This window comes from Nonlabens sp. YIK11 (assembly GCF_001413925.1).
In the GTDB taxonomy this organism is placed as follows: domain Bacteria; phylum Bacteroidota; class Bacteroidia; order Flavobacteriales; family Flavobacteriaceae; genus Nonlabens.
In genome coordinates this window covers 2,564,253-2,585,636 of record NZ_LBMJ01000001.1, presented here as the reverse complement: position 1 = coordinate 2,585,636, position 21,384 = coordinate 2,564,253, and the positions used below count along the sequence as shown (strand labels likewise).

Sequence of the window (21,384 nt, the reverse complement as noted above, 5' to 3'; positions counted from 1 at the left end):
AAAAAAAATACCCATTATTGGGTATTTTTTTTGAATTGCTGTTCTGTCTACCTCATGATTCCCGATGGGAACGACACGACACTTTCAACGCCATCTGCACCTACAGCAGCTACTCCAAAAAAGGAATTGTCGATCACGATTTCTTCCAGCTCAAAAGAGGTCATATTACCTACATATCGTGAGTTATCCCAAGTTGGACTCGTGGTATCACGCCAGTACACCTTGTATCCTACGGCGCCATCTACCGCGTCCCATTGTAGCTTTGCATTTGCCTCTACGATTCCGCCTATTTTTAAATTCATAGGTCGGGTAGGAGCCCAAGCTAATTGTGCCAAATTAATGGCATTGACAGCTGTCAATTTTCTCGCATATGGGAAGTTCACGTGTTCTACTACGTCACCATAAGCGATGCCATCTTCTACACGTATGTCTTGATGTTGCTGAGTATAGTTTTCATGCGCTTCCATGATGCGAACTCCTGCAAATCCCAGATCGTTAAATGGTCTGTGATGTCCACCGCGGCCAAAACGATCCAAGCGATATACCATCATAGGATGCATCTCTGGCATATACGTATTTACTGATTTATAAATGTATCTGGCCAGTTGTCTTGAGATCCCATCGACCTCGCCACCATAGAAACGGCGACCGTTGCGCTCGCGCTCGGTTTCAGTTGGGTCTGTAGGTTCAGAGAAGATTCTAAATTCACGATTGTCAATCACGCCATCGACACCTTCAATATTTCCTATCATATCGTTATTCAAGAAACCTATCACGTTCCATTCATTTTTCTGGGCATACTCTGCAAAACTTTTCCCGCCAAACAATCCTTGTTCCTCACCACTCAATCCTACATAAACGATGGAGTTTCTAAACTTACGCTTGCTTAGCACTCGCGCAGCCTCAATCGTTCCTGCCATACCGCTAGCATTATCATTGGCTCCAGGAGCGTCCTTAGTATAATCAGAACCATCGCTGTTGCGGGAATCAATATCACCGCTCATCATCACAAAATCATTGGGATTTGTGGAGCCTCGCTGGATGGCAATCACATTGACCACATAAGTATCCATGGGAATACGGTTGCTCATTTCTTTAGTTACAAGGTCCTTCTGGTAGAAGACTTCCAGACAACCGCCACATTCACTGCTTATTTTATCAAATTCTGCTTTGATCCATCGTCTGGCGGCGCCTATACCGCGCGTGTCGCTTATGGTGTCAGAAAACGTGTTGCGAGTACCAAATCCTGCTAGCGTACGTACGTCGCTCTCGATGCGCTCTGCGCTCACTTCATCAATAATGTTATATAAATCCTGCTGATGTTCTGATGGTACCTGGGCAAAAGCTATGCTGGTTGCAAAAAGAAATAATAAGGTAATTAAACGCATGTGTTTTTGTTTTAAAGATAATGGTTGTTACGCTTTCGCGAAAGCGAACTCACGAACAATCCTCGTTTCATATTAGGTATTAATCTTCAAGTTCATCTGTTTCCAACTGGGCTTCAAACGAGCTCGCGATGATGTCTTCATTATTGATCCAATAATCTGAAGTGATCAATTCGTACTTCTGGTCAGAAAGTTTTTTGAAATACCACACGATATCGTCAGCCTCATCAAAAGCGGTCTCACCACTAATCTGGTCTTTGAAAAGCCGCTGAAGGATCGCGTGACTGTTGATTCCAGGACTCAATAATCGCAGCGCCGCAGCCTTATCGATTTCATAATCCACCGGTGCGTCTGGTATGGCGCTAAACTGGATTACACTGGCTTTGGCGTGCGGGAACTTACCATTATAGGCCTTGTACAGAAATTCGTTAACGTCAAACAACCTGCTGTGCAAGGAGATGTCAGAGTGCTTTTCGGCGACGTTTTCCTTGAGCATGTCGTTCGAGATCTGTTCATACTGGCCGTCATTTAATTCCTCCTGAAACTTATATCTCAAAACGATTGCTGCCGCTTCTTGAGGTTCATATTCAGATATTGCCAGGTATAACAACTCCTTCAGGTCCTGATCTGTGGCGTCGCCAGTGTCACCAAATTCAAATAGCTCCAACAAATTCACATAATCATCGTGGTTCCATTTATTTTCTATCTCATCAATGCTGGAAACGTCATTTATAGTGACTTGATACTTCATAGGCTTCATTTTTTAAATAAGGTAAAGTTAACAAGCGAGTAATTTCAGCCTACCAAAACCAGCTTAAAACATTCTGTTTTTTTTTTGATAATTCTACTCAGTCGCTTAGATTGTGAGGATCCAGCTTCAAGATGCTATGACAGCTCAAGCTCATTAAAGATCATGAAGAATTTAATAGTGATGAGGTGAATAAAAAAAGCCATCAATAATGATGGCTTTAAAGATATTATTGAACAGAGAATTACTCTTCGTTTTTGCGAATCTCCACGTGATGAGGATAAGGTATCTCGACACCTATCGCATCCAGCGTTGGTTTAAAGTTTTTCTGTAGATAGAAATACACCGGCCAGTGGTCTGCGGTTAAGGTGTATGGTCTTACTAAAATATTGATGCTGCTATCAGCATTAGTAACTACTTCTACAATAGGAGCTGGATCTTCCAGCGTCAATGGATGGTCTGTAGCTAGTTTTCTAAGCGCTTCAATAGTTTTGGGTATGTCAGCATCATAGCTTACACCTATTTCAGTTTCCACTCTCAGGATTCCCGAAGTATCAAAGTTGATAATGTTACCGTTGAGTAATGGACCATTAGGGATGATCGCCGTTTTACGGTTAAACATCAACACCTTAGTTTGTAAAATGTCAATTTCTTGAATCGTACCAGTGATGCCTTGTGCCTCTACCGTGTCACCTACCTTGAAAGGCTTGAAAAGCAATAGCAACACGCCACCGGCAAAATTGGAAAGCGATCCCTGCAGGGCAAGACCTATTGCAAGACCCATCGCGGCAAGAGCGGCAGCAAAACCACTAGTTTCTATACCTAGAGTTCCTACAATAGCAACAATCAATAAGATCCAAAGAACCCAGCGAATGATGTTCAAGAGAAACTTTTGAAGCGTGATTTCATACTCACGCTTTGCCATGATTTTACTCGTTACTTTGATGGCTCTACTAATGAGCCATGCGCCTATGATGTATAATGCAATAGCCTTCAACACGGGAATACCATATTCCAGCACTATAGCAATAACATTCTCTATTTTAAAATCTTCCATGTAAACTTTTAATTTTTGCAAATGTATTGCGTTGAGGATCAAATCTCCTTAGGAATTTGTTAAGGGTAGATGAGTAATAGGTTGAATTTCGCTTTCGCGAAAGCGTGATGACCACAACCATTTTACTATTTGATGGAGACTATACTAAACTTAAACCCTATTTTTAAATCAGAACAAAATATAATTCAAATGATGCGATCGATGATATTCAGAATCTTAGCAGTATTCATAATTACTTCTAGTGCAGTTTATGCTCAAAAAGCAGACAAGCAAACCGCCATTACAGCCGTCGCATACCTTTATTCTTTTAAGATAAATGAATCTGATGTTCAGCCTAAGCAGGAAAATATGAACTTGATCGTGGATGGTAGTGAAACAAGTTTTCAATCCTACAATTTGCGTAAGATGGATACGATCAAAGCCACAACTACCTATACGGATGTAAATGATCCAAAGAGGATAGAAAACAACCGCAAGTATAAATCGTTCAACAAGTACAATATTTATACAAATGGTATGGAAGTGACCTTCAATTCTAAATTGGGAATGGATGTATACGTTTATGAAGAAACTCTGAATCTGGATTGGCAGTTGGGAAGTGATACCAAGGAAATTATGGGTTACACCTGTAAGAATGCCCGTGTGTCTTATGGCGGTAGGCAATGGGAAGTCTGGTATGCACCAGATTTGCCTTTCAATGCAGGACCTTATAAATTTAAAGGTTTACCAGGATTGATTTTAAAAGCTACAGAAGATACCGGCAATTTTGATTTTGAAGCCGCCGCCATGAGAAGTAAAAAGAAAGTCCCATTACAGTACGCTTTTCATTCTAAGTCAAAAAATGAATTAATTAAGACAACGCGAGAAGAGTTTAACAAGATTCAGGCTTCTTATGAAGGTCTTAGTTTCAATGAAAAAATGAATTTTGGCAGAACAGATGGTTCTAGAATCGTCGTTACCCAAATGTGGGACAAAGATGGTAATGAAGAGGATTTGAGAGAATTAGATCAAGCACCTGAAAAAAGGCGACTCTTTATTGAGGTCGATCACCAATAAATCAATACTAAATTTCTCTATGGATCGAATTTTAATCTGTTCTAAAAAAATCTTGGCCTTATGTACCAGTCGTTTTTATCTACAATATTTTTACTTTTTGCTGTAGCTATCAGTATTGCTCAGAAAAACAATACATCAGAAATTCTTCAAGTGACTTATGACCACAGTTACAAGTTATTAGAATCTGATACCCTACATAAGCATGAAACAATGCGTTTGCTTATTCAAGGTATGCGCACCAGCTTTATGGAAAATTTTCAATACAAGTCTGACTCCATTATCAAAAAGAATAGCACTCACTTACCCACGACAGAAGAAGAAGCGGACATTCTCCTACAAGCCAACCAAAAAACGGATAATCTTTATCGCATTCATGCCGACCCAGAGAAACTAGGCTATTACAGTCCATTAGGTATTCACACCGTCTACCGTTATGAAGAAATTCCATCGATGGAATGGCAATTGACAGGAGCATCAAGGAATATCTTGGGATATTCTTGTAAAAGTGCAACAGTATCATATGGTGGTAGAGCCTGGACCGCTTGGTACGCGCCAGAATTACCCTATAATGCTGGACCCTACAAATTTAAAGGGTTGCCAGGACTTATACTTTCCATACACGATGCGACTAATGATTTTTCCTTTGCGATCGTTGGATTGAAAAAAATACAGTCAACGGAATTTCTCAACGTATCTCCCGCGACAAAATTTGAAAAGGCCGAAAAAGTCACACAGAAAGAATTTAACAAACTCAAGCGCGCATTTGATCAGTTGTCTATCGTTGAGAAATTAAACTATGGTAGTACTAGTACGATTAGCATTATTAACTCCAGCGGTGAAGATCTTACCAAGCAAAGAAAGTTTAATAAACGATTAGAAGGGAAGCGGGTTTATATGGAACAGTAAAATAACCGTTATCAGATCTATCAATTCATAATTTATAGTTTGAATAAAGTTAGGTTGTGTCGTTTTTTTTGGAGGTTTATCAGATATTAATCATAAAACCTATTAGTTATGAAAAAAGTATTATTAACGTTAGCAGTCATTTTAAGTCTCTCGTTTACGAATGAAAAAATTATTGACGAAATTACATACCCAGAAGAGTGTGCCGAAAATAGTGTAAGGATTTTAACAGATTGTTCTTACGACTGTTGGACATTCGGCGATCGGATCTCTGATACTTTTATAATTAATACGCGCAGGCCAACATTTCAAGAACGTTTGGATATAATAGCCCAAGAGAATGAACGTTGTGCCCAAGAAGGTCAATTGACATTAACACCTTAAATCTTATGCTAAGATTATTTTCCTTAATTTTAATTTTCAATTATTCATTACTCTTTTCGCAAGTAGAGCAAGAGGTTACATCTATTGCATATTTGCATTCATATAAACTTACAGATGCTAGTGAAAGTTATCGACAAGTAAACATGAATTTACAGATATTCGGTAATGAATCTAGTTTCCAGAGTTATAATCAACGTGTCCTAGATACTCTTATACGAGATAAACAAGCAGTTGATGCAGATATTTCTAGACTCACCACGGATTTAAAGTATCATATATATATCAACGGTAAGAGTGCTGTTTTTACAGATCGTTTTACAAGCGCAGAATATCAGTATGTCGAGAAGTTAGATTATGAATGGGAACTGTTGGATGGTCAGAAAATTATAAAAGGATTTAAATGTTATAAAGCAAGAATTTTTTATGATGGTCGAGAATGGGTGGCATGGTACACTCCTGAGATTCCTTTAAATGCAGGACCTTATAAATTTAAAGGTCTACCAGGTTTAATTATGCGAGTTGCTGATAAGGATGAATTGTTTATTTATGAATATGCCGCATCGAAAATGAGAAATAAAACAGACCTTAAGAAGTTTTTTTATGTTTATGGTTTTGACAATCTTGTTAAAGTTGAAAAAGATTTATACTTAAAAACTCGAAAACTATATAAGAATCTAAGTTCTGATGAGCAGCTTAATTTCAATAGAAAAGGAGGCAAACTCATAAGGATTGGTGAAGAAAATCGTATGCGTAGAAAGTTCATTGAAAAACCAAATCACATATTCCCAGAAATAGATAAAGTTAAATAAATATGTTTTTCCGTTAACCCACAAAAGAGTCAATGAAACCCATTGACTCTTTTTATATTGTAATATCAAACAGTTCCAAACGCCATTGCTTCACAAAACCAAAATTTTAAAAAACCTAATACTAATTCTCACGGTCTTTGGAACAATAGTAACTAATGCTCAGCAAATAGAAATTAAAGGAGTTCTTCAAGATTCTCTCCAGCAACCTGTAGCCTTTGCCACCATCATCGCCTCTAGTGACATTGACGAAAACAACGTGCTGGGCTACACAACTAGCGCAGATAATGGTGTATTCTTACTTAAAATAAAACAGGCAAGTCCATTGGATTCTTTATGGATCACGATACGGCACCTAGAACACGCAAGAAGGCAATTGCATCTTAAAGCTGTTTCTCAAAACATCACGGTGATTCTTGAAAAACAAGAAAACCAACTCAAAGAGGTTCAACTAAAGGCAAAACGAACTATTGAGGTTAAAGGCGATACTATAACCTATAATGTAGAAGGCCTTAAAAAAGAAAAGGATTATACGATTGAAGAAGTGATCGCACGCATTCCTGGTGTAGAAATTTCTGATAGTGGACAGATCAAGTATAAAGATAAGGCCATAAGCCATTTGTATCTTAATGGCGTTGACTTGTTGGAAGGTCGCTATAACATTGCTACACGCGGCATTCCAGCAGATGCAGTAGAGGATATCGACATTATGAAAAAACATAATCACGCACGTATAGATAAAGGGCGATCGGAAAGTGACGATGTAGCCTTCAATCTAAAAATCAAGAAAGATCGCAGTCTGGTTTTTGGCAGTACCAAGGCAGATGCTGGTGTACCGTTTCTAACGGGTCTTGCAGAAGGTTCGCCCATATATATTGAAGACAACTTTCAGGATATTGCAAGCGTTAAAATCAACAATATAGGTAAATCCCTTGCAAGTAATGGAACTAACCTAACCCAGGGAAATGCAGATCTATCGACATTAGAGCTGCCAGATGTTGATATTCTCACTGAACCTAATACGAACGGTACGTCAATATCAGATTCCTACTGGCTGGATAATGAATCATTTTCCATAACAAACGATGCTTTAATCAAAAGCAGTGACCAAGTGATCTTTAAAGCAGGTACAACCTATAATAAGGCTGATAATCAGATTGATCGCTTTTCAAATGCTACCTATTTCTTTGATAACGACAGCACGCAAGTCAACCGCCAGACCAGAAATAAGTTGCAGGAAGAACTATTTTATTTAGGGTTGGTACAAGAAATCAATAAAGATCGATTGTACCTCAATAACAAGATAAAACTAAGCACAGAACGTACAGATGGATTATCCAGTAATATCCAGAATGGAGAAACAATTGATTATTCCTATGATCGTAGTACTACCAGACTTTCTGACTTGCTGGAGTTTAAAACAACGATAGGTGAGCAGGTCTTGAACAATGGCTTCCTTATTGAATTTTCAGAATCTAAAGAAACAAGTTTTACCACACCTGCAGTTTTTACCGATCAGATTCCCAGTGTCATAAATCCAGACGTAACCACTCAAAATATTAAGACAAAACGTTTTAATATAGGTGGATATTCTGGATTTACATTTCTTATAGGCAAAACAAAATGGGAAGCAAAGCAACGCCTTCAATGGAGCTCAGAGAATTTACAGAGTGACTTATTTCAACAGTCTACAACTAACGACCGTTCTCAATCCAGTTTTCCCTTTGCAAGTGATTTTGAACTGAATCAACTAGAGTCGTCAACTTCATTGAAGAGCAGCTATCAAATCGGTAAGTTTAAATTAAGAGTGACACCACAGATTTCTTACCTGTATCTTGACAAAGAAGAACTCCTGCAAACAGATCTCAACCAAAAAGAAGATTATCTGTTTTTTGAACCCAGCGCAAGCCTGTCCTATAAATTGAGTTATAAATGGAATTTTTCGCTTTCTGGATCATGCAATTTGAGCACTTCTAGGTTTTCTCAATTATACAATGGTATTGCGTTACGCGATTTCACCTCTCTAGGTAGGAATCCAGACGCCATTAATGTTACAAGAGCTACCAGCGCCATATTCTTTATCAACTATGACGACATCCTGTCTGGCTTTTTCTTTAATAACAGCACGAGATTCAACGATAATACCTCAGACTTTACCTTTAGTAGCAATATTGATGAAAATGGTCTTATACAAACTATTGCTATTGAACGTGAGAATAATTCCACATCGTTTTCCAATTCAAGTAATTTTACTAAAAGATTTTTTAAAATCCTGCGTACGGACTTGCGATATTCCTTTAGTTATTTTGAAGGAGAACAGTTCTTTAACGGCAATGCCCAGGAATTTAAGAATACGAACCATTCGATTAATCTGGAGTTAGGGTTAGATAACAATACTTGGTACGGCATCACTTACAATGGTGGTTTTAATTATGGAATTTCAAAAGTGACAAACCTTAGAAATACAAATTTGTTTTTAAAGCATAAACTGGAGCTCGATTTCTACACTAGTTCAAAATCTCGACTCAATGTAGGACTTGAATCGGTAAGCTCCACAACATCTACAAATGATGTTACGAACAACAATACTTTGACCAATATTTCCTACTACTACAAGCCGAACAAAAAACTATTTCTAAGAGTCTCAATGAACAATATTTTTAACGAGGATTTTTTCACCACAGTTCAAAATAGCTCCAACTTCATCAGTCAATCTCAGTTTTCTCTGCGACCACGACAGTTTACTATAGGGCTTAATTACTCTTTGTAGAATTTGAAATGTTCCGCTTTCGCAAAAGCGAAATAATCTAACAACATTTTTACAAAAACCCTCTTCTCAATTGCCGCTCGAAACTGGAGTTATGAAATTATTTGAATAATGACAGCCGCCTCGAGCGATAGTCGAGAAGGAGCGATTTATAATTGTCGTTGTTCTAGTAAAACCATATCTCGACTGTCGCTCGATACTGGTTTACAGGATTCCCATTCAACATAAATAGTTAACCACTTGGTATAGTTGAGATTCTACTTTCAAAATTTAAAAAAAGACGACTATAAAAAAATGCCTTGAATTTCTTCAAGGCATTTTTTCAATCTACGTTTTAGTTTCCTAGAAAGGGTACTTATTTTCTTCTGTGACTTTGTCTGCGATCGTGTTTCTCAACTCGATCACGTTAGGCAAGTTAGCGTACTTAGTAAAACGTTTCAAGCCCATCAACATCATGCGTTGTTCATCACCTTCAGCAAAGCTTGCGATTCCTTCTTCAGCTTTTGCCTGGATGATCTTGGAAGCTTTGTACAAGTATAGCTTGGACATCGCGATCTGCTCTTTTTGAGAATCTTCACCATAACGGTTTGCATTTTTCTCTGTTCTTAGGATCGCACTTTCTGCCATATAGATCTCGATCAATATATCAGATGCTGCCAGCAGCAGTTGTTGATGCTTCTCTAACTCGGTTCCTAATTTTTGAACAGCGCTACCAGCTACCATCAAGAATACTTTCTTGAGTTTGGCCAGCATTTCCTTCTCTTCTGCAAATAGCTGTGAATAATCTGGCGTGTCAAAAGATGGAATAGAAGTCAATTCCTGACCTACTGCCATTGCTGGCTCAAGCAAGTTAACGTGACCTTTCATCGCTTTCTTTACTAACATTCCAACAGCTAGCATGCGGTTGATTTCATTAGTTCCTTCATAGATTCTTGAGATACGTGCATCTCTCCAGGCAGCCTCCATAGGAGCATCTGCACTAAAGCCCATACCACCATAGATCTGGATTCCTTCATCGCTACATTCCTGCATATCTTCAGAAACAGCTACTTTAAGAATAGAACATTCAATAGCAAACTCCTCAACACCTTTCAATTCTGACTGTGCGAATGTCTCTCCAGCTTCTTGTCTTGCATGGATTCTGTTTTCAATGTCTTTAGCCGCACGGTAAGAAGCACTTTCACCCACATAAGCGTTGGTGGCCATATCTGCAATCTTCTTGCGTATCGCACCGAACTTAGCAATAGGAGTATTGAACTGCTCACGATCGTTAGCATATTGTGTAGCTAACGAGATCACACGACGTTGTGCATCCAGACATGCTGCTGCTAACTTGATACGACCTACGTTCAAGGCGTTCATGGCGATTTTAAAACCTTCGCCTTGACCTGCAAGCATATTCTCTACCGGTACTAAGGTATCGTTGAAAAACACCTGACGCGTAGAGGATGAGTGGATACCTAGCTTGTGCTCTTCTTCACCCATGGATATTCCATTACTTGGATCGTTTTCTACAATAAATCCTGTGATATTTTTGTCATCGCCCATACGTGCGAAAACCACAAACACATTACAGAATCCAGCATTAGAGATCCACATTTTTTGACCGTTGATCTTGTAGTGCTTTCCGTCTTCAGTAAGTTCTGCTTTCGTTTTACCAGAGTTGGCATCAGATCCTGCGCCTGGCTCGGTCAAACAGTAAGCTCCAAACCACTCACCAGTTGCGAGTTTAGGAACATACTTTTTCTTTTGCTCTTCGGTTCCGTACAAAGTAATTGGCATCGTACCAATTCCTGTATGTGCACCAAAAGCGGTAGCGATAGAACCAGTGGCCCCAGAGATGTAGTCACAGACCAACATCGTAGAGACAAATCCCATTCCTAGACCGTCGTATTCTTCTGGTACCGCGATACCTAAAAAGCCCATTTCTCCAGCTTTGCGCATGACTTCTTCAGTCAGTGCATAGTCTTTCTTTTCAAAACGTTCTTTATGAGGCACTATTTCCTTGTCCACAAACTCGCGGACAGATTCCTTCATCATCTGTTGTTCTTCCGTGAAATCTTCAGGAGTGAACACATCTTCTGCGGCTGTTTCTGTTACTATAAACTGACCACCGCGGATCATTTTCTTTTCTGCTGTTTCTGTACTCATAATAGTATTTAGTATTTAGTATGCAAGCCTAGCTTGCTTTTAGTAATTAGACTTTTTTACTTAGTGATTTTTGTAGTGCTATATTCATTTTACTAATCTCAACGCATTGATCAACGATATTTCCTGCGGTTTCTTCATTGATTAGTTTTTCGGACAGAAACGTTTGAGTGATTAATTCTGACGTACTGCCTGACGCGATAGCTAGGAAATAATTAAACTGTTGGTTACTGTTCCGTCCAGAACCTTCAGCAATATTTGACGGAATTGAAACGGCACTTCTTTGCATTTGTGAGATCAAACCATATTTTTCTTCTTTAGGAAATTGCTCTGTAGCTTTATACACATCAAGAACAAGATCCATCGCTTTCTGCCAAATCTTAAGTTTCTCAAATTGATGCATGATGTTTCAATTATCATTAGCACGCTTTCGCGAAAGCGAAACACACAAAAAACTTTTATTTGAAACCAATCTCTTCTTTCATTAAAAAAGCTGTCAATCTAAGTACTGAAAGCAAAGCGGTCTAACTACTAATTTCTTTAATTCAAAAATTCAAATATTCCAGCCGCTCCTTGTCCGGTACCCACGCACATAGTCACCATACAGTGCTTGCCTTGATGGCCACGCTTGCGCATTTCATCAAAAATCTGCACCGATAGCTTTGCCCCCGTACATCCTAGTGGGTGACCCAATGCGATCGCGCCGCCATTGACGTTGACGATGTCTTTATTAAGATCCAACTCACGCACGACAGCTACGGACTGACTCGCAAAAGCCTCGTTCAACTCGATCAATGCCATGTCTTCTTTTTTAAGACCGGCTTGCTTTAAAGCCTTGGGAATTGCAACGATGGGAGCAATTCCCATCACGCGTGGTTCAACGGCTGCAACGGCAAAACTTACCATTTTTGCAATAGGTTTTATACCTAGTTCGTTCACCATTTCTTCACTCATCACCAGCGTGAAAGCTGCACCATCACTGGTTTGTGAAGAGTTACCAGCAGTAACACTACCGCCAGCGGCAAATACAGGTCTTAATTTTGATAGGGCTTCTACGTTTGTTCCCTTACGCGGACCTTCATCCTTAGTTACAGTGTAGGTTCTTGTTTGTTTTTTGCCGTTCTCATCTAGATAGACTTCTTCAACCTCGATAGGCACAATCTGATCTTGGAAACGATTCTCTTCTTGAGCTTTTAGGGCTTTCATTTGAGACTCGTATGCAAATTGATCTTGCTCTTCACGAGAAACGTTGTATTCGTTTGCGACTTCCTCGGCAGTAAGGCCCATTCCCCAATAGTAATCTTCGTGACCTTGTTTGGCCAGTTTGTAATCTGGAGTTGGTTTGTAACCACCCATGGGAACGTAACTCATACTTTCTACACCACCAGCAACAATACATTCTGCCATTCCTGACTGTATTCTTGCTACGGCTGCACCTATCGCGTCCAGACCTGAGGCACACCATCTATTTATAGTGGTTCCAGGAACGTCAACTCGATCCAATGCCAAAAGTGAGATTTGGCGCGCCATGTTCAAACCTTGTTCGGCTTCGGGCATTGCATTACCAATGATCATATCATCAATACGGCCTTTATCAAAATCAGGAAGATCTTTCAACATTCCTTGAATGGTTTCTGCAGCGAGTTCATCAGGTCTTTTGAACCGAAAGACGCCTCTACCAGATTTTCCTACCGCAGTTCTTTTTGCGGCTACTATATATGCTGTTTTACTCATTGTCTTAGTTTCTAAGTGGTTTACCGTTTTGCAACATGTGCTGCAAACGTTCCAATGTTTTGCGTTCTCCTGTCAAACTCAAGAAGGCTTCTCTTTCAAGATCTAGAAGATATTGTTCTGAGACTTCTTGGGCCTGGCTTAAATTACCACCTGCCATTACGTAGGCGAGTTTATTGGCAATTTTCTTGTCATGTTCACTGATGTATTTACCAGCTTCCATAGCATCTGTTCCTACTAGAAACATACCCAAAGCTTGCTGTCCAAGAACTTTGATGTTTTTGTTAGGTGGTGGTTGGGTATAGCCCATATCCGCTAACATTCTGGCTTCGGCTTTAGCAGCGGCTATCTGGTGTGATGCATTTACAACCACTTTATCCTTTCCATGCTCTAAGATTCCTAAATCAAAAGCCTCATAGGCACTGGTTGCCACTTTAGCCTGTCCAATAGTCAAGAAGTATTCTCTCAAGCGGTTGAGCTCTACATCACCTTTACCAAATCCTTTGGCAGCTCTCAAGGTCATTTCCTTTGATCCACCACCACCAGGAATAACTCCAACTCCAAATTCTACTAATCCAATATAGGTTTCCGCGTGAGCTACCACTGCATCTGCATGCATGGATAATTCACAACCACCACCTAAAGTCATTTGCTGTGGAGCGGCCACCGTTGGTATACTACTGTAGCGCATGCGCATCATCGTATCCTGGAATTGTTTGATAGCCATATTGAGCTCATCATATTCCTGCTCTACGGCCATCATAAAGATCATTCCAATGTTGGCACCTACAGAGAAATTGGTTCCCTGATTAGCCACTACCAATCCATCGTAGTCTTTCTCCGCAAGATCAATGGCTTTATTGATTCCAGCAAGTACATCACCGCCAATAGAATTCATCTTTGAACGGAACTCACAATTAATGATACCATCACCTAAATCCTGAATGGAAACACCAGAATTGCTCCAGATTTCTTTGGAAGGTCTAATGTTATCCAGAATGATGATGCTGTCCTGACCTGGCTTCTTTACATAATCCTTATCTGGAATAGAGTAGTAGTAGGTAGCGCCATCTTTAACTTTATAAAATGAATCAAAACCTTTGTCTAACATTTCAGTTACCCAGGCAGCTGGCTCTTTTCCTAGATCTTTCATGAGATCTATTCCTTTTTGAACTCCTATGGCATCCCAAATTTCGAACGGACCATTTTCCCAACCAAATCCTGCGCTCATGGCATCATCAATGCGATACAATTCGTCAGAGATTCCTGGTATTCTATGTTGTACGTAGGCAAACAGGGCTGCAAATGACTTGCGATAAAATTCACCTGCTTTATCTTTTCCTTTAATTAAAACTGGGAAGCGATCTGGTACATTATCAATGGTTTTTGTCTGCTCCAACGTGGCAAACTTCGCACGTGGTTCCAGTTCATATTCCATTGTCTCGAGATTCAATCCATGAATCTCGCTGTTCCCATCTTTATCTTTTACTTTCTTGTAAAAACCTTGTCCAGATTTACTACCCAACCATTTGTTTTGCATCATCGTGTCGATGAAGGTTGGTAGTTTGAACATATCTCTATGCTCATCTTCTGGAGCGTTTTCATAAACTCCATTGGCTACGTGAACTAATGTGTCTAATCCCACCACGTCGACAGTTCTAAATGTTGCAGATTTGGGTCTACCAATTACAGGACCGGTCAATTTATCAACTTCAGAAACGGTCAATCCCATCGCCTTAACCGTGTGGAACAAGCTCTGTATAGAGAAAATCCCGACACGGTTTCCTATAAACGCTGGTGTATCCTTAGCAAGGACAGATGTCTTCCCTAAGAATTTCTCACCATAGTGCATCAAGAAATCAGTTACCTCTGGATCACAGTCTGGTCCTGGAACCACCTCAAATAACTTTAAATAACGTGGCGGATTAAAAAAGTGAGTCACCGCAAAATGCTTACGGAAATCTTCGCTGCGCCCTTCGTTCATAAATTTGATAGGAATACCAGAAGTATTTGAAGTAATCAAAGTTCCCTTAGCACGGTACTGTTCAATTTTTTCAAAAACCGACTTTTTGATATCCAGTCGTTCTACAACAACTTCAATAATCCAGTCTGTATTCTTGATCTTAGAAAGATCATCATCTAGATTACCTGTAGAAATGCGGTTTGCAAACTCTGGAGAATAGAGTGGTGCAGGTTTACTTTTTATAGCGCTGGCAAGGTTGTCGTTCACCATGCGGTTGCGCACTTGTTTATCTTCAAGGGTTAGACCTTGAGCTTTTTCTTTATCTGTCAGTTCTCTAGGAACAATATCCAGTAATAATACCTCGCAACCTATGTTAGCAAAATGGCAAGCGATACCGCTTCCCATAATTCCTGAACCTATTACGGTTACATGTTTAATTCTGCGTTTTCCCATTTTTATTTTTTAACTAATGCTTGTTCTTGATTGTAGACCTTTTTATTGTTGACCAGCTCGTTAATCTGCTGGGCAACCTCTAGAAAGGTACTTAATTTTTCCTCTGGAATTTCTGCCTTGACCACGTTGTCAAAGGTTTTAACGACATTTTTAGAAAAGTCACGCATCTCTTTCCCAAAATCGGTTAGGTGGATCAAAACACTGCGTCCATCTTCTGGATTGCGACTTCTTTTGATCAATCCTTTTTCTTCCATAGACTTGAGCGTCCTGGATAGAGAAGTAGCTTCCATACCCATTTTGGGCCCTAAAGCAGTGCTAGGTGTTCCCGTATCTGGATCAATACTAATGAGCGCAAACCCAGTAGCCATCGTGCTGTTCTTCACGCTTGCTTGCTCGTTATACATTTTGGCCACAGCCATCCATGTAGAACGCAGCACATAATCTATCGTTTTGTTTTTCATATTCCTGCTACCAAAAATAACATAAAATACTATGCATGCATAGTAAATATGTTAAAATTTGCACTCCAGTATTGAAAGATTTACAAATGATGGTGTCTTGAAATGTGAATGTGGAGTTTTCGCTTTCGCGAAAGCGAAAAAACTACAGCCTTTTCAGTATGTAAGATAGATGTATCCAGCTGGATCATTCACCTCTGGATCATTGAGTTGGATGACATAATAATAGGTACCCGCAGGTAAAAGATCGCCATTAGTTCCTGCAACATTGGAAGTGCCATCCCAATTAGCCGTGGTCGTATCACCGTTCCAGACCAATCTACCATAACGGTTAAAAATGGAAATTCTAAAATCATCGTAGATGTCTCGCAAACCATTTATTTGAAGGCTATCATTTGCACCATCGTTGTTAGGAGTTAACGTGTTGAATACCTGAACGGGACATTTCACAACCGTCAATAGTAATTCTACAATCTCAAAGCAGTTTTCATTTGCCACTCTAACGTAAAGGGTTTGCTCAGAACTATCAATCAGAAATGGAAGCGTCGCATTGATTGCGTTTGTATTATCGATCGCAGCATCTCGAGTCTCGTGAATGGAAACATTTTGATCTTGAATAGGGTTGATGCTAGCTGCGATCCCGCTAAGATCAAAAAATGTAGCGTTGGGTCCTAAATCGCATTCGGTTAGGTTCAAGTCCAGATCATTAATCTGTACTTGAGGATAGATGGTAATTGTATTGGTCAAGGTAATGGTCTGGAACAAGGTGGACACGACTGCGGTGACTTCATAATTTCCAGCAGATGAAAACTCAATGGTTCCTTCACGGTCGCTACTTGAATTAGCCGATCCCAATGCAGGATCTCCAAAATCCCAAGCCACATCATAATCCTGAGTATTAGTTTCAAGGCTATAACTAATGGCGTCGCCGTCGCAACCATTTTCAAGCTTGATTTCAAATTCTTGAAAAAAACTTTGAACAAAAATAGGCAACCCGTAAACGCTTAAAGTGCCTGGCTGCAAGGGTTGCTCGTTAAAACCATAATTAACAGGAATGTTATTATCGTTGGGGTTTGATATAACGCTTAATGCATTTTGATTGATTCTGGAATGATAGATTTTACCATCGATACCCAATTGCAGCGCACCTCTAAACAGCTGATTTTGATCTTGGTAAATTGTTCGTTTTGATGCGGCAATATCTGTAGCGTTTAAATCAAACTGAGCAATCTCACCACCTACAAATTCAAAAATGCTTCTGGTTGAGGGTCGCAGGTAATCCACTTCGGCATAGAGGTAATTTCCATCTGGTGAGAACTCAATACCATAATAGGAACCTTCATCTTCTCTGGTCAATAAAGGAACTGGATTGCTTACTACACCGGTATTGTTATCAAAATCGTAGATATAAAGCTCACCACCTTGTGCATAAGCCAGGCTGCGAGCCTCGAGAATACTGGTGATTCCGTCAAAGTCTGCCAGTGTATTATTGGAAAAATGCGCAGCAGCCAGTTTAGTTCCAGAGCTATTGACCTTTATGTAGCCACGCATCGCAGCCACATCTACATTGGTAATAAAGAAATCCAAAAGCTCAATAAATGGATCAACTTGGGAAACTACTGGGCTCATGGACAATCCTGATGCAGTCAGTTCATAGCTATAAAACTTGTCCTCAAATTGGGTGATGATCCAGTAACCGGTATTGGTTCCATTCTCTATAGCTGTCAATTTTTCTGAGGTTCGTTCTAGGACTTGAGTGTTTTTAGAATCTTGAAGAATGGCGCCATTGCCGTTATCAAGTGTCATGTCCACGATGGAGTAGTGCATACCTTCGGCCAGGCGATAGACCAGGTCGTCTGTATCCACGGTAAAGATGTAAAACAGGTTAGAAGACTCGGGAAAAGGTACCGCAACCGCGCTGCTGGTGCTGGATGAATTGCCTTTCAAACCAGTTCCATTCACCATGATCTCATGGTTTCTATTGTAAACGGTAGAGCCGTCGGTATAAAATAGCAGGTTGCCGTCTTCATCTGATAAAGTGGCACAGCCTTCACCGGTTTGCATCTGGCTTATCGTGGTGGGCGTGATGGTTCCAGACCTAAAATCTATTCCTGCATTCTCTCCAAAAAACCATTGCGATGATTCTAATTGCGCTTTCGCGAAAGCGAAACACAGCAACATCACATAAGGAAGTATCTTTTTTTTCATGAAAAGAAGTGGCCTGCAAGGGCGATATTATCTCTTAAGAGAGAAATTTGCCGAAAACTCTGTACCATCTGTAAGTGTCGCCTTGAACCAATAATCAGTCGATGGTAGCGGCTCTCCATTAAAAGTTCCGTCCCAACCTGGACTACTAGGCGATAACTGTTTCAATAGCTTTCCAAAGCGGTCAAATATATAGATCGTTGCATCTGCTTCAAAGTTGCCATTGACACCATCCAGTTGCCAGAAATCATTGAATCCATCACCATTAGGCGTGAAGAATCTGGGATATCCCACTATACTAAATGTTGCTGTGGTCTCACCGCAACCTTTCCTATCATTCACATACAAGGTGTAAAAACCTGGCTCCAGATTCTCAAAAATAGGACTGTCTTGATATCCAGCATTAGGGTCGATTCTAAACTCATAATCGCCCAAACCGCTCACGACCGCCGTCGCCGACCCGAATGTTCCACCGTTTGCATTGATCACATCAATGTTGTCGATTGCTGCAGGTTCACTTATGACCACTGTCACAATACGTTCACTGGTACAATTGCTTGCATTAGATATAATCACCGTGTAATCACCGCCATTTCTAACATCGATGGAATACGTCGTCTCGCCATTGCTCCATTCATAGGTGTAGTCTGTAGTTGCGCCAGGCAAAGGTCCAGCATCAATGGTCAAAGGTTGTGGATTGTTACCGCAGTACTCTTGGAAATCAGTAGGTACGACTTGTGGTAAATCGTTAACTCTTAATTCTACCTCGCTTATCCCAAAACAGTTTCCATCTGACGATTCTGCTCTGGCGTAGATTATCTGACTATTAGGAACCACATTGGTGTATTGGCTAGGTAGAGCATTACGCTCTGCCAGTGCATCGCTGGCACTTAAATAATAATTGACGGTAACATCGCTGGGCGCATTAGTCAAAACAGCGCCGCTGGCGTTAGTCAGGTCAAATAGGCGCAATCCATCCTGCGTGCCATCATCATCGCACTGTTCTAATAGTGCGTCTTGAGCATCGCTAGCACTTACTCTCAAAGTGACATTTGCCGTGTTGAAACAACCTGTGTTGATATTCGTGACACGAGCCACTATAGTTTGTACCGGTGTTAGATTGCGATAGTCATTGCTGTCCAGGCGATTATTGTCATTATTGGCATCTGTGGCGTTTAAATAATATGTCACCTCTAAGTTGCTTGCATTGTTTGAAATGCTCGCATCAAAACTGGATAGGTTGAAATTGGTTCGTTGATCTGGTAAGCCATCTTCATCACATTGAAATCCAGTAAAATCTATTGCCTCAGGACGCTCTTCAACGATTAGTTCAAAGTTGGTTGTGGCTGCGCAGGAAGCTTCACTAATATTCTCAATCCTTGCGAAAACAGTCTGTCTAAAAGGAGTAGTATTGCGGTACGACAGTGGCAACGGATTTTGATTTAAGTCAGCATCGTTAGCATTCAAATGATAGGAAACAGTAAAATCTGTAGCAGACTGTGATCCTAAAATTCCTGCATTCTGAGCGGCAAGATTAAAAGTCTCGATACCGTCAAAATTGTCATCACATTCTTCTAGATCTGAGACAGGATTTGCTACAGGCTGATCGTAAATATTGATAAGAAACGATGTGGTATCGTAGCACTCAGAATTAAATGTATTATCGACTCTAATAAAAATTTCTTGTTGAGAAAGATCACTAGTAAATGGAACATTAATAGGGTTTGTTTTTTGGTCAGCATCGGTCTGATTCAGATAATAAGTAACCTCAAACATTTGCGGATCCTGACCATTCAGTACCTGATCAGATGCATCGATAAAATCAAAAGTCTCGCTGCCGTCCAAATTGTCATCGCAAGCAAACATATCATCAACAGGATTAGCCACTGGCGATTCAAAAATCTCAATCTGCTTAAAAAACTTTCTCACCGCTCCTGAAAAATCTAATGTTAAGGTAACTTGATAAATGCCTGCGGCGCTGTATTGATTGCTTGATGTTTCCAAGGTGGATGAATTACCATCACCGAATTCCCAAAGAACAGAGGTAGGTGTCACATCTGATTCAAAAGAAAACATGGTGTCATCGCCTAGACATACATTTTCAACATCGATGGTCGCAAAAAAACTTTGAATAAAAGGTGGTAGTCCTTGACGTGATCTTCTTCCGTTTAGAGGTATGGCGTCATGTCGGTAATCAGCGCCAGCACCTCTAATATCAGGATTGTTGATGACTCCTAAAAACGGTACTCCATCATTATAGGTGGCAGACAACGCTCTATAGATCTTACCATTAATCCCTAATTGTAAAGCGCCTCTATAACCTAGTCCAGAGTATAGAGAGAATCTACTGTTGTTGATTTCGGCAATATTGGGTCTAGTCAAATCAAATTGATAGACACTAGAAGTATGGTTAAAGGGATCCTCTGAACCTTGACCATTAAAGTCATTGGAAGCAGAAACATATAGAAGATCATTATTGGGAGAGAACTCAACACCGTAGCCAGCATAATTAGGAAAAGGTAATGTAAGCACTCGTTCATTGGAAACGACACCAGTAATATTATCAAAATCGTAAAGGTTGGTTCCGTCTTGCATATTAGCGCAAACTAATTTTGAACCATCTGAGGAAAACTTCAAATTTCCTCTTCTGCCGCTTATTTTCTGAGGAAAAGTACTTTTTATAGGTGTAAGATCCAGTCCTGTTGAGCTAACGGTATACACATAAAATGTGTCAAAATTTGTTGGTAGAGCGGGAATAGCATTAGCATAGGCAACCACAAAAATATCCTCACCATTATCTGCGCCTATCGCAGCAATTTTTTCTGAACAATCTCGTAGTAGATTAGGTGGGTTTGATACATCTGTGGTAACAGCGCCCAAACCACCGTCAAGGGTCAAATCGACCTCGTAATAATGCATTCCTGTAGGTGTGGAGTTTTGAAGTCTGGTGTCTACAGTAAATATGTAATAAATGTTAGGATCTCCAGGTTTGGGTATGATTATACCGCTTTGAGCGCTAGATGGGTTTCCCCTCAAACCAGTACCATTTTGCATGATGTTGTGGTTACGGTTGTAAACTAAAATCCCATCTGTATAAAATAAAAGGTTACCATCCGTATCTGATATTGTAGAACAGCCTTCATCTGTTTGCAGCCGACCATCTGAAACAGCTGACACTTCTCCTGTTTCAGGATCAAAGCGAATTCCAGCTCTATCACCAAAATACCAGTTCGCAGCCTCTAACTGCGCAAAGCCAACTTGTGAAGCAAAAAGAAGCAACACAAATAAAACAAAACGTGTTTTTATCATGTTGCTAAATT

General features: G+C 40.1%; 15 protein-coding genes. 5 read left to right on the top strand and 10 right to left on the bottom strand.

Annotated features, from left to right (window positions below):
• Positions 1-47: 47 nt before the first annotated feature.
• The 3 genes from AAU57_RS11690 to AAU57_RS11680 all read right to left on the bottom strand — a co-directional run bounded on the left by AAU57_RS11690 (position 48) and on the right by AAU57_RS11680 (position 3,190).
• A complete protein-coding gene (locus AAU57_RS11690) occupies positions 48-1,388 on the bottom strand; it encodes a M28 family peptidase (protein WP_055413082.1) in 1,341 nt (446 codons plus the stop codon).
• Positions 1,389-1,467: 79 nt separating this feature from the next.
• Positions 1,468-2,136, bottom strand: coding sequence for a hypothetical protein (locus AAU57_RS11685; RefSeq protein ID WP_156340136.1), 669 nt, complete (start codon positions 2,134-2,136; stop codon positions 1,468-1,470).
• Positions 2,137-2,377: 241 nt separating this feature from the next.
• On the bottom strand, positions 2,378-3,190 hold the full coding sequence (locus tag AAU57_RS11680; RefSeq protein WP_055413080.1) for a mechanosensitive ion channel family protein: 813 nt from the start codon (positions 3,188-3,190) through the stop codon (positions 2,378-2,380).
• Positions 3,191-3,391: 201 nt separating this feature from the next.
• Here AAU57_RS11680 and AAU57_RS11675 point away from each other — a divergent pair, with 201 nt between their 5' ends.
• The 5 genes from AAU57_RS11675 (at position 3,392) to AAU57_RS11660 (ending at position 9,109) form a co-directional block, all read left to right on the top strand.
• A complete protein-coding gene (locus AAU57_RS11675; protein ID WP_197275410.1) occupies positions 3,392-4,246 on the top strand; it encodes a GLPGLI family protein in 855 nt (284 codons plus the stop codon).
• 60 nt (positions 4,247-4,306) lie between these two features.
• Positions 4,307-5,152 carry a GLPGLI family protein gene (locus tag AAU57_RS11670; protein ID WP_055413078.1) on the top strand — a complete coding sequence of 282 codons (846 nt, stop codon included), beginning with the start codon at positions 4,307-4,309 and terminating at the stop codon, positions 5,150-5,152.
• Between the two features lie 108 nt (positions 5,153-5,260).
• Positions 5,261-5,533 carry a hypothetical protein gene (locus AAU57_RS15075; protein ID WP_156340134.1) on the top strand — a complete coding sequence of 91 codons (273 nt, stop codon included), beginning with the start codon at positions 5,261-5,263 and terminating at the stop codon, positions 5,531-5,533.
• A 5-nt stretch (positions 5,534-5,538) separates the two neighbouring features.
• The gene (locus tag AAU57_RS11665; protein WP_055413077.1) at positions 5,539-6,342 is read left to right on the top strand and encodes a GLPGLI family protein; all 804 of its coding nucleotides are present in this window, start codon (positions 5,539-5,541) and stop codon (positions 6,340-6,342) included.
• 85 nt (positions 6,343-6,427) lie between these two features.
• The gene (locus AAU57_RS11660; RefSeq protein ID WP_055413076.1) at positions 6,428-9,109 is read left to right on the top strand and encodes a TonB-dependent receptor; all 2,682 of its coding nucleotides are present in this window, start codon (positions 6,428-6,430) and stop codon (positions 9,107-9,109) included.
• Between the two features lie 339 nt (positions 9,110-9,448).
• Here the strand turns inward: AAU57_RS11660 and AAU57_RS11655 are convergent, their stop codons facing one another.
• From AAU57_RS11655 to AAU57_RS11625, 7 genes are all read right to left on the bottom strand, one after another.
• On the bottom strand, positions 9,449-11,257 hold the full coding sequence (locus tag AAU57_RS11655; protein WP_055413075.1) for an acyl-CoA dehydrogenase family protein: 1,809 nt from the start codon (positions 11,255-11,257) through the stop codon (positions 9,449-9,451).
• 46 nt (positions 11,258-11,303) lie between these two features.
• Positions 11,304-11,657, bottom strand: a complete 354-nt coding sequence (locus AAU57_RS11650) for a four helix bundle protein (RefSeq protein WP_055413074.1) — start codon at positions 11,655-11,657, stop codon at positions 11,304-11,306.
• A 137-nt stretch (positions 11,658-11,794) separates the two neighbouring features.
• A complete protein-coding gene (locus AAU57_RS11645; RefSeq protein ID WP_055413073.1) occupies positions 11,795-12,988 on the bottom strand; it encodes an acetyl-CoA C-acyltransferase in 1,194 nt (397 codons plus the stop codon).
• A 4-nt stretch (positions 12,989-12,992) separates the two neighbouring features.
• Complete coding sequence (locus tag AAU57_RS11640) at positions 12,993-15,401, bottom strand: 3-hydroxyacyl-CoA dehydrogenase/enoyl-CoA hydratase family protein (protein WP_055413072.1); 2,409 nt, start codon at positions 15,399-15,401, stop codon at positions 12,993-12,995.
• 2 nt (positions 15,402-15,403) lie between these two features.
• Positions 15,404-15,862, bottom strand: coding sequence for a MarR family winged helix-turn-helix transcriptional regulator (locus AAU57_RS11635; RefSeq protein WP_055413071.1), 459 nt, complete (start codon positions 15,860-15,862; stop codon positions 15,404-15,406).
• 153 nt (positions 15,863-16,015) lie between these two features.
• A complete protein-coding gene (locus tag AAU57_RS11630) occupies positions 16,016-18,067 on the bottom strand; it encodes a gliding motility-associated C-terminal domain-containing protein (protein WP_055413070.1) in 2,052 nt (683 codons plus the stop codon).
• Positions 18,068-18,094: 27 nt separating this feature from the next.
• Positions 18,095-21,373, bottom strand: a complete 3,279-nt coding sequence (locus AAU57_RS11625) for a T9SS type B sorting domain-containing protein (protein ID WP_156340132.1) — start codon at positions 21,371-21,373, stop codon at positions 18,095-18,097.
• Between the last annotated feature and the right edge of the window lie 11 nt (positions 21,374-21,384).

Coding starts and splice junctions, on each gene's coding strand:
- AAU57_RS11690 (WP_055413082.1), bottom strand. CDS start 1,388: ATGCGTTTAATTACCTTATTATTTCTTTTTGCAACCAGCATAGCTTTT.
- AAU57_RS11685 (WP_156340136.1), bottom strand. CDS start 2,136: ATGAAGTATCAAGTCACTATAAATGACGTTTCCAGCATTGATGAGATA.
- AAU57_RS11680 (WP_055413080.1), bottom strand. CDS start 3,190: ATGGAAGATTTTAAAATAGAGAATGTTATTGCTATAGTGCTGGAATAT.
- AAU57_RS11675 (WP_197275410.1), top strand. CDS start 3,392: ATGATATTCAGAATCTTAGCAGTATTCATAATTACTTCTAGTGCAGTT.
- AAU57_RS11670 (WP_055413078.1), top strand. CDS start 4,307: ATGTACCAGTCGTTTTTATCTACAATATTTTTACTTTTTGCTGTAGCT.
- AAU57_RS15075 (WP_156340134.1), top strand. CDS start 5,261: ATGAAAAAAGTATTATTAACGTTAGCAGTCATTTTAAGTCTCTCGTTT.
- AAU57_RS11665 (WP_055413077.1), top strand. CDS start 5,539: ATGCTAAGATTATTTTCCTTAATTTTAATTTTCAATTATTCATTACTC.
- AAU57_RS11655 (WP_055413075.1), bottom strand. CDS start 11,257: ATGAGTACAGAAACAGCAGAAAAGAAAATGATCCGCGGTGGTCAGTTT.
- AAU57_RS11650 (WP_055413074.1), bottom strand. CDS start 11,657: ATGCATCAATTTGAGAAACTTAAGATTTGGCAGAAAGCGATGGATCTT.
- AAU57_RS11645 (WP_055413073.1), bottom strand. CDS start 12,988: ATGAGTAAAACAGCATATATAGTAGCCGCAAAAAGAACTGCGGTAGGA.
- AAU57_RS11640 (WP_055413072.1), bottom strand. CDS start 15,401: ATGGGAAAACGCAGAATTAAACATGTAACCGTAATAGGTTCAGGAATT.
- AAU57_RS11635 (WP_055413071.1), bottom strand. CDS start 15,862: ATGAAAAACAAAACGATAGATTATGTGCTGCGTTCTACATGGATGGCT.
- AAU57_RS11630 (WP_055413070.1), bottom strand. CDS start 18,067: ATGAAAAAAAAGATACTTCCTTATGTGATGTTGCTGTGTTTCGCTTTC.
- AAU57_RS11625 (WP_156340132.1), bottom strand. CDS start 21,373: ATGATAAAAACACGTTTTGTTTTATTTGTGTTGCTTCTTTTTGCTTCA.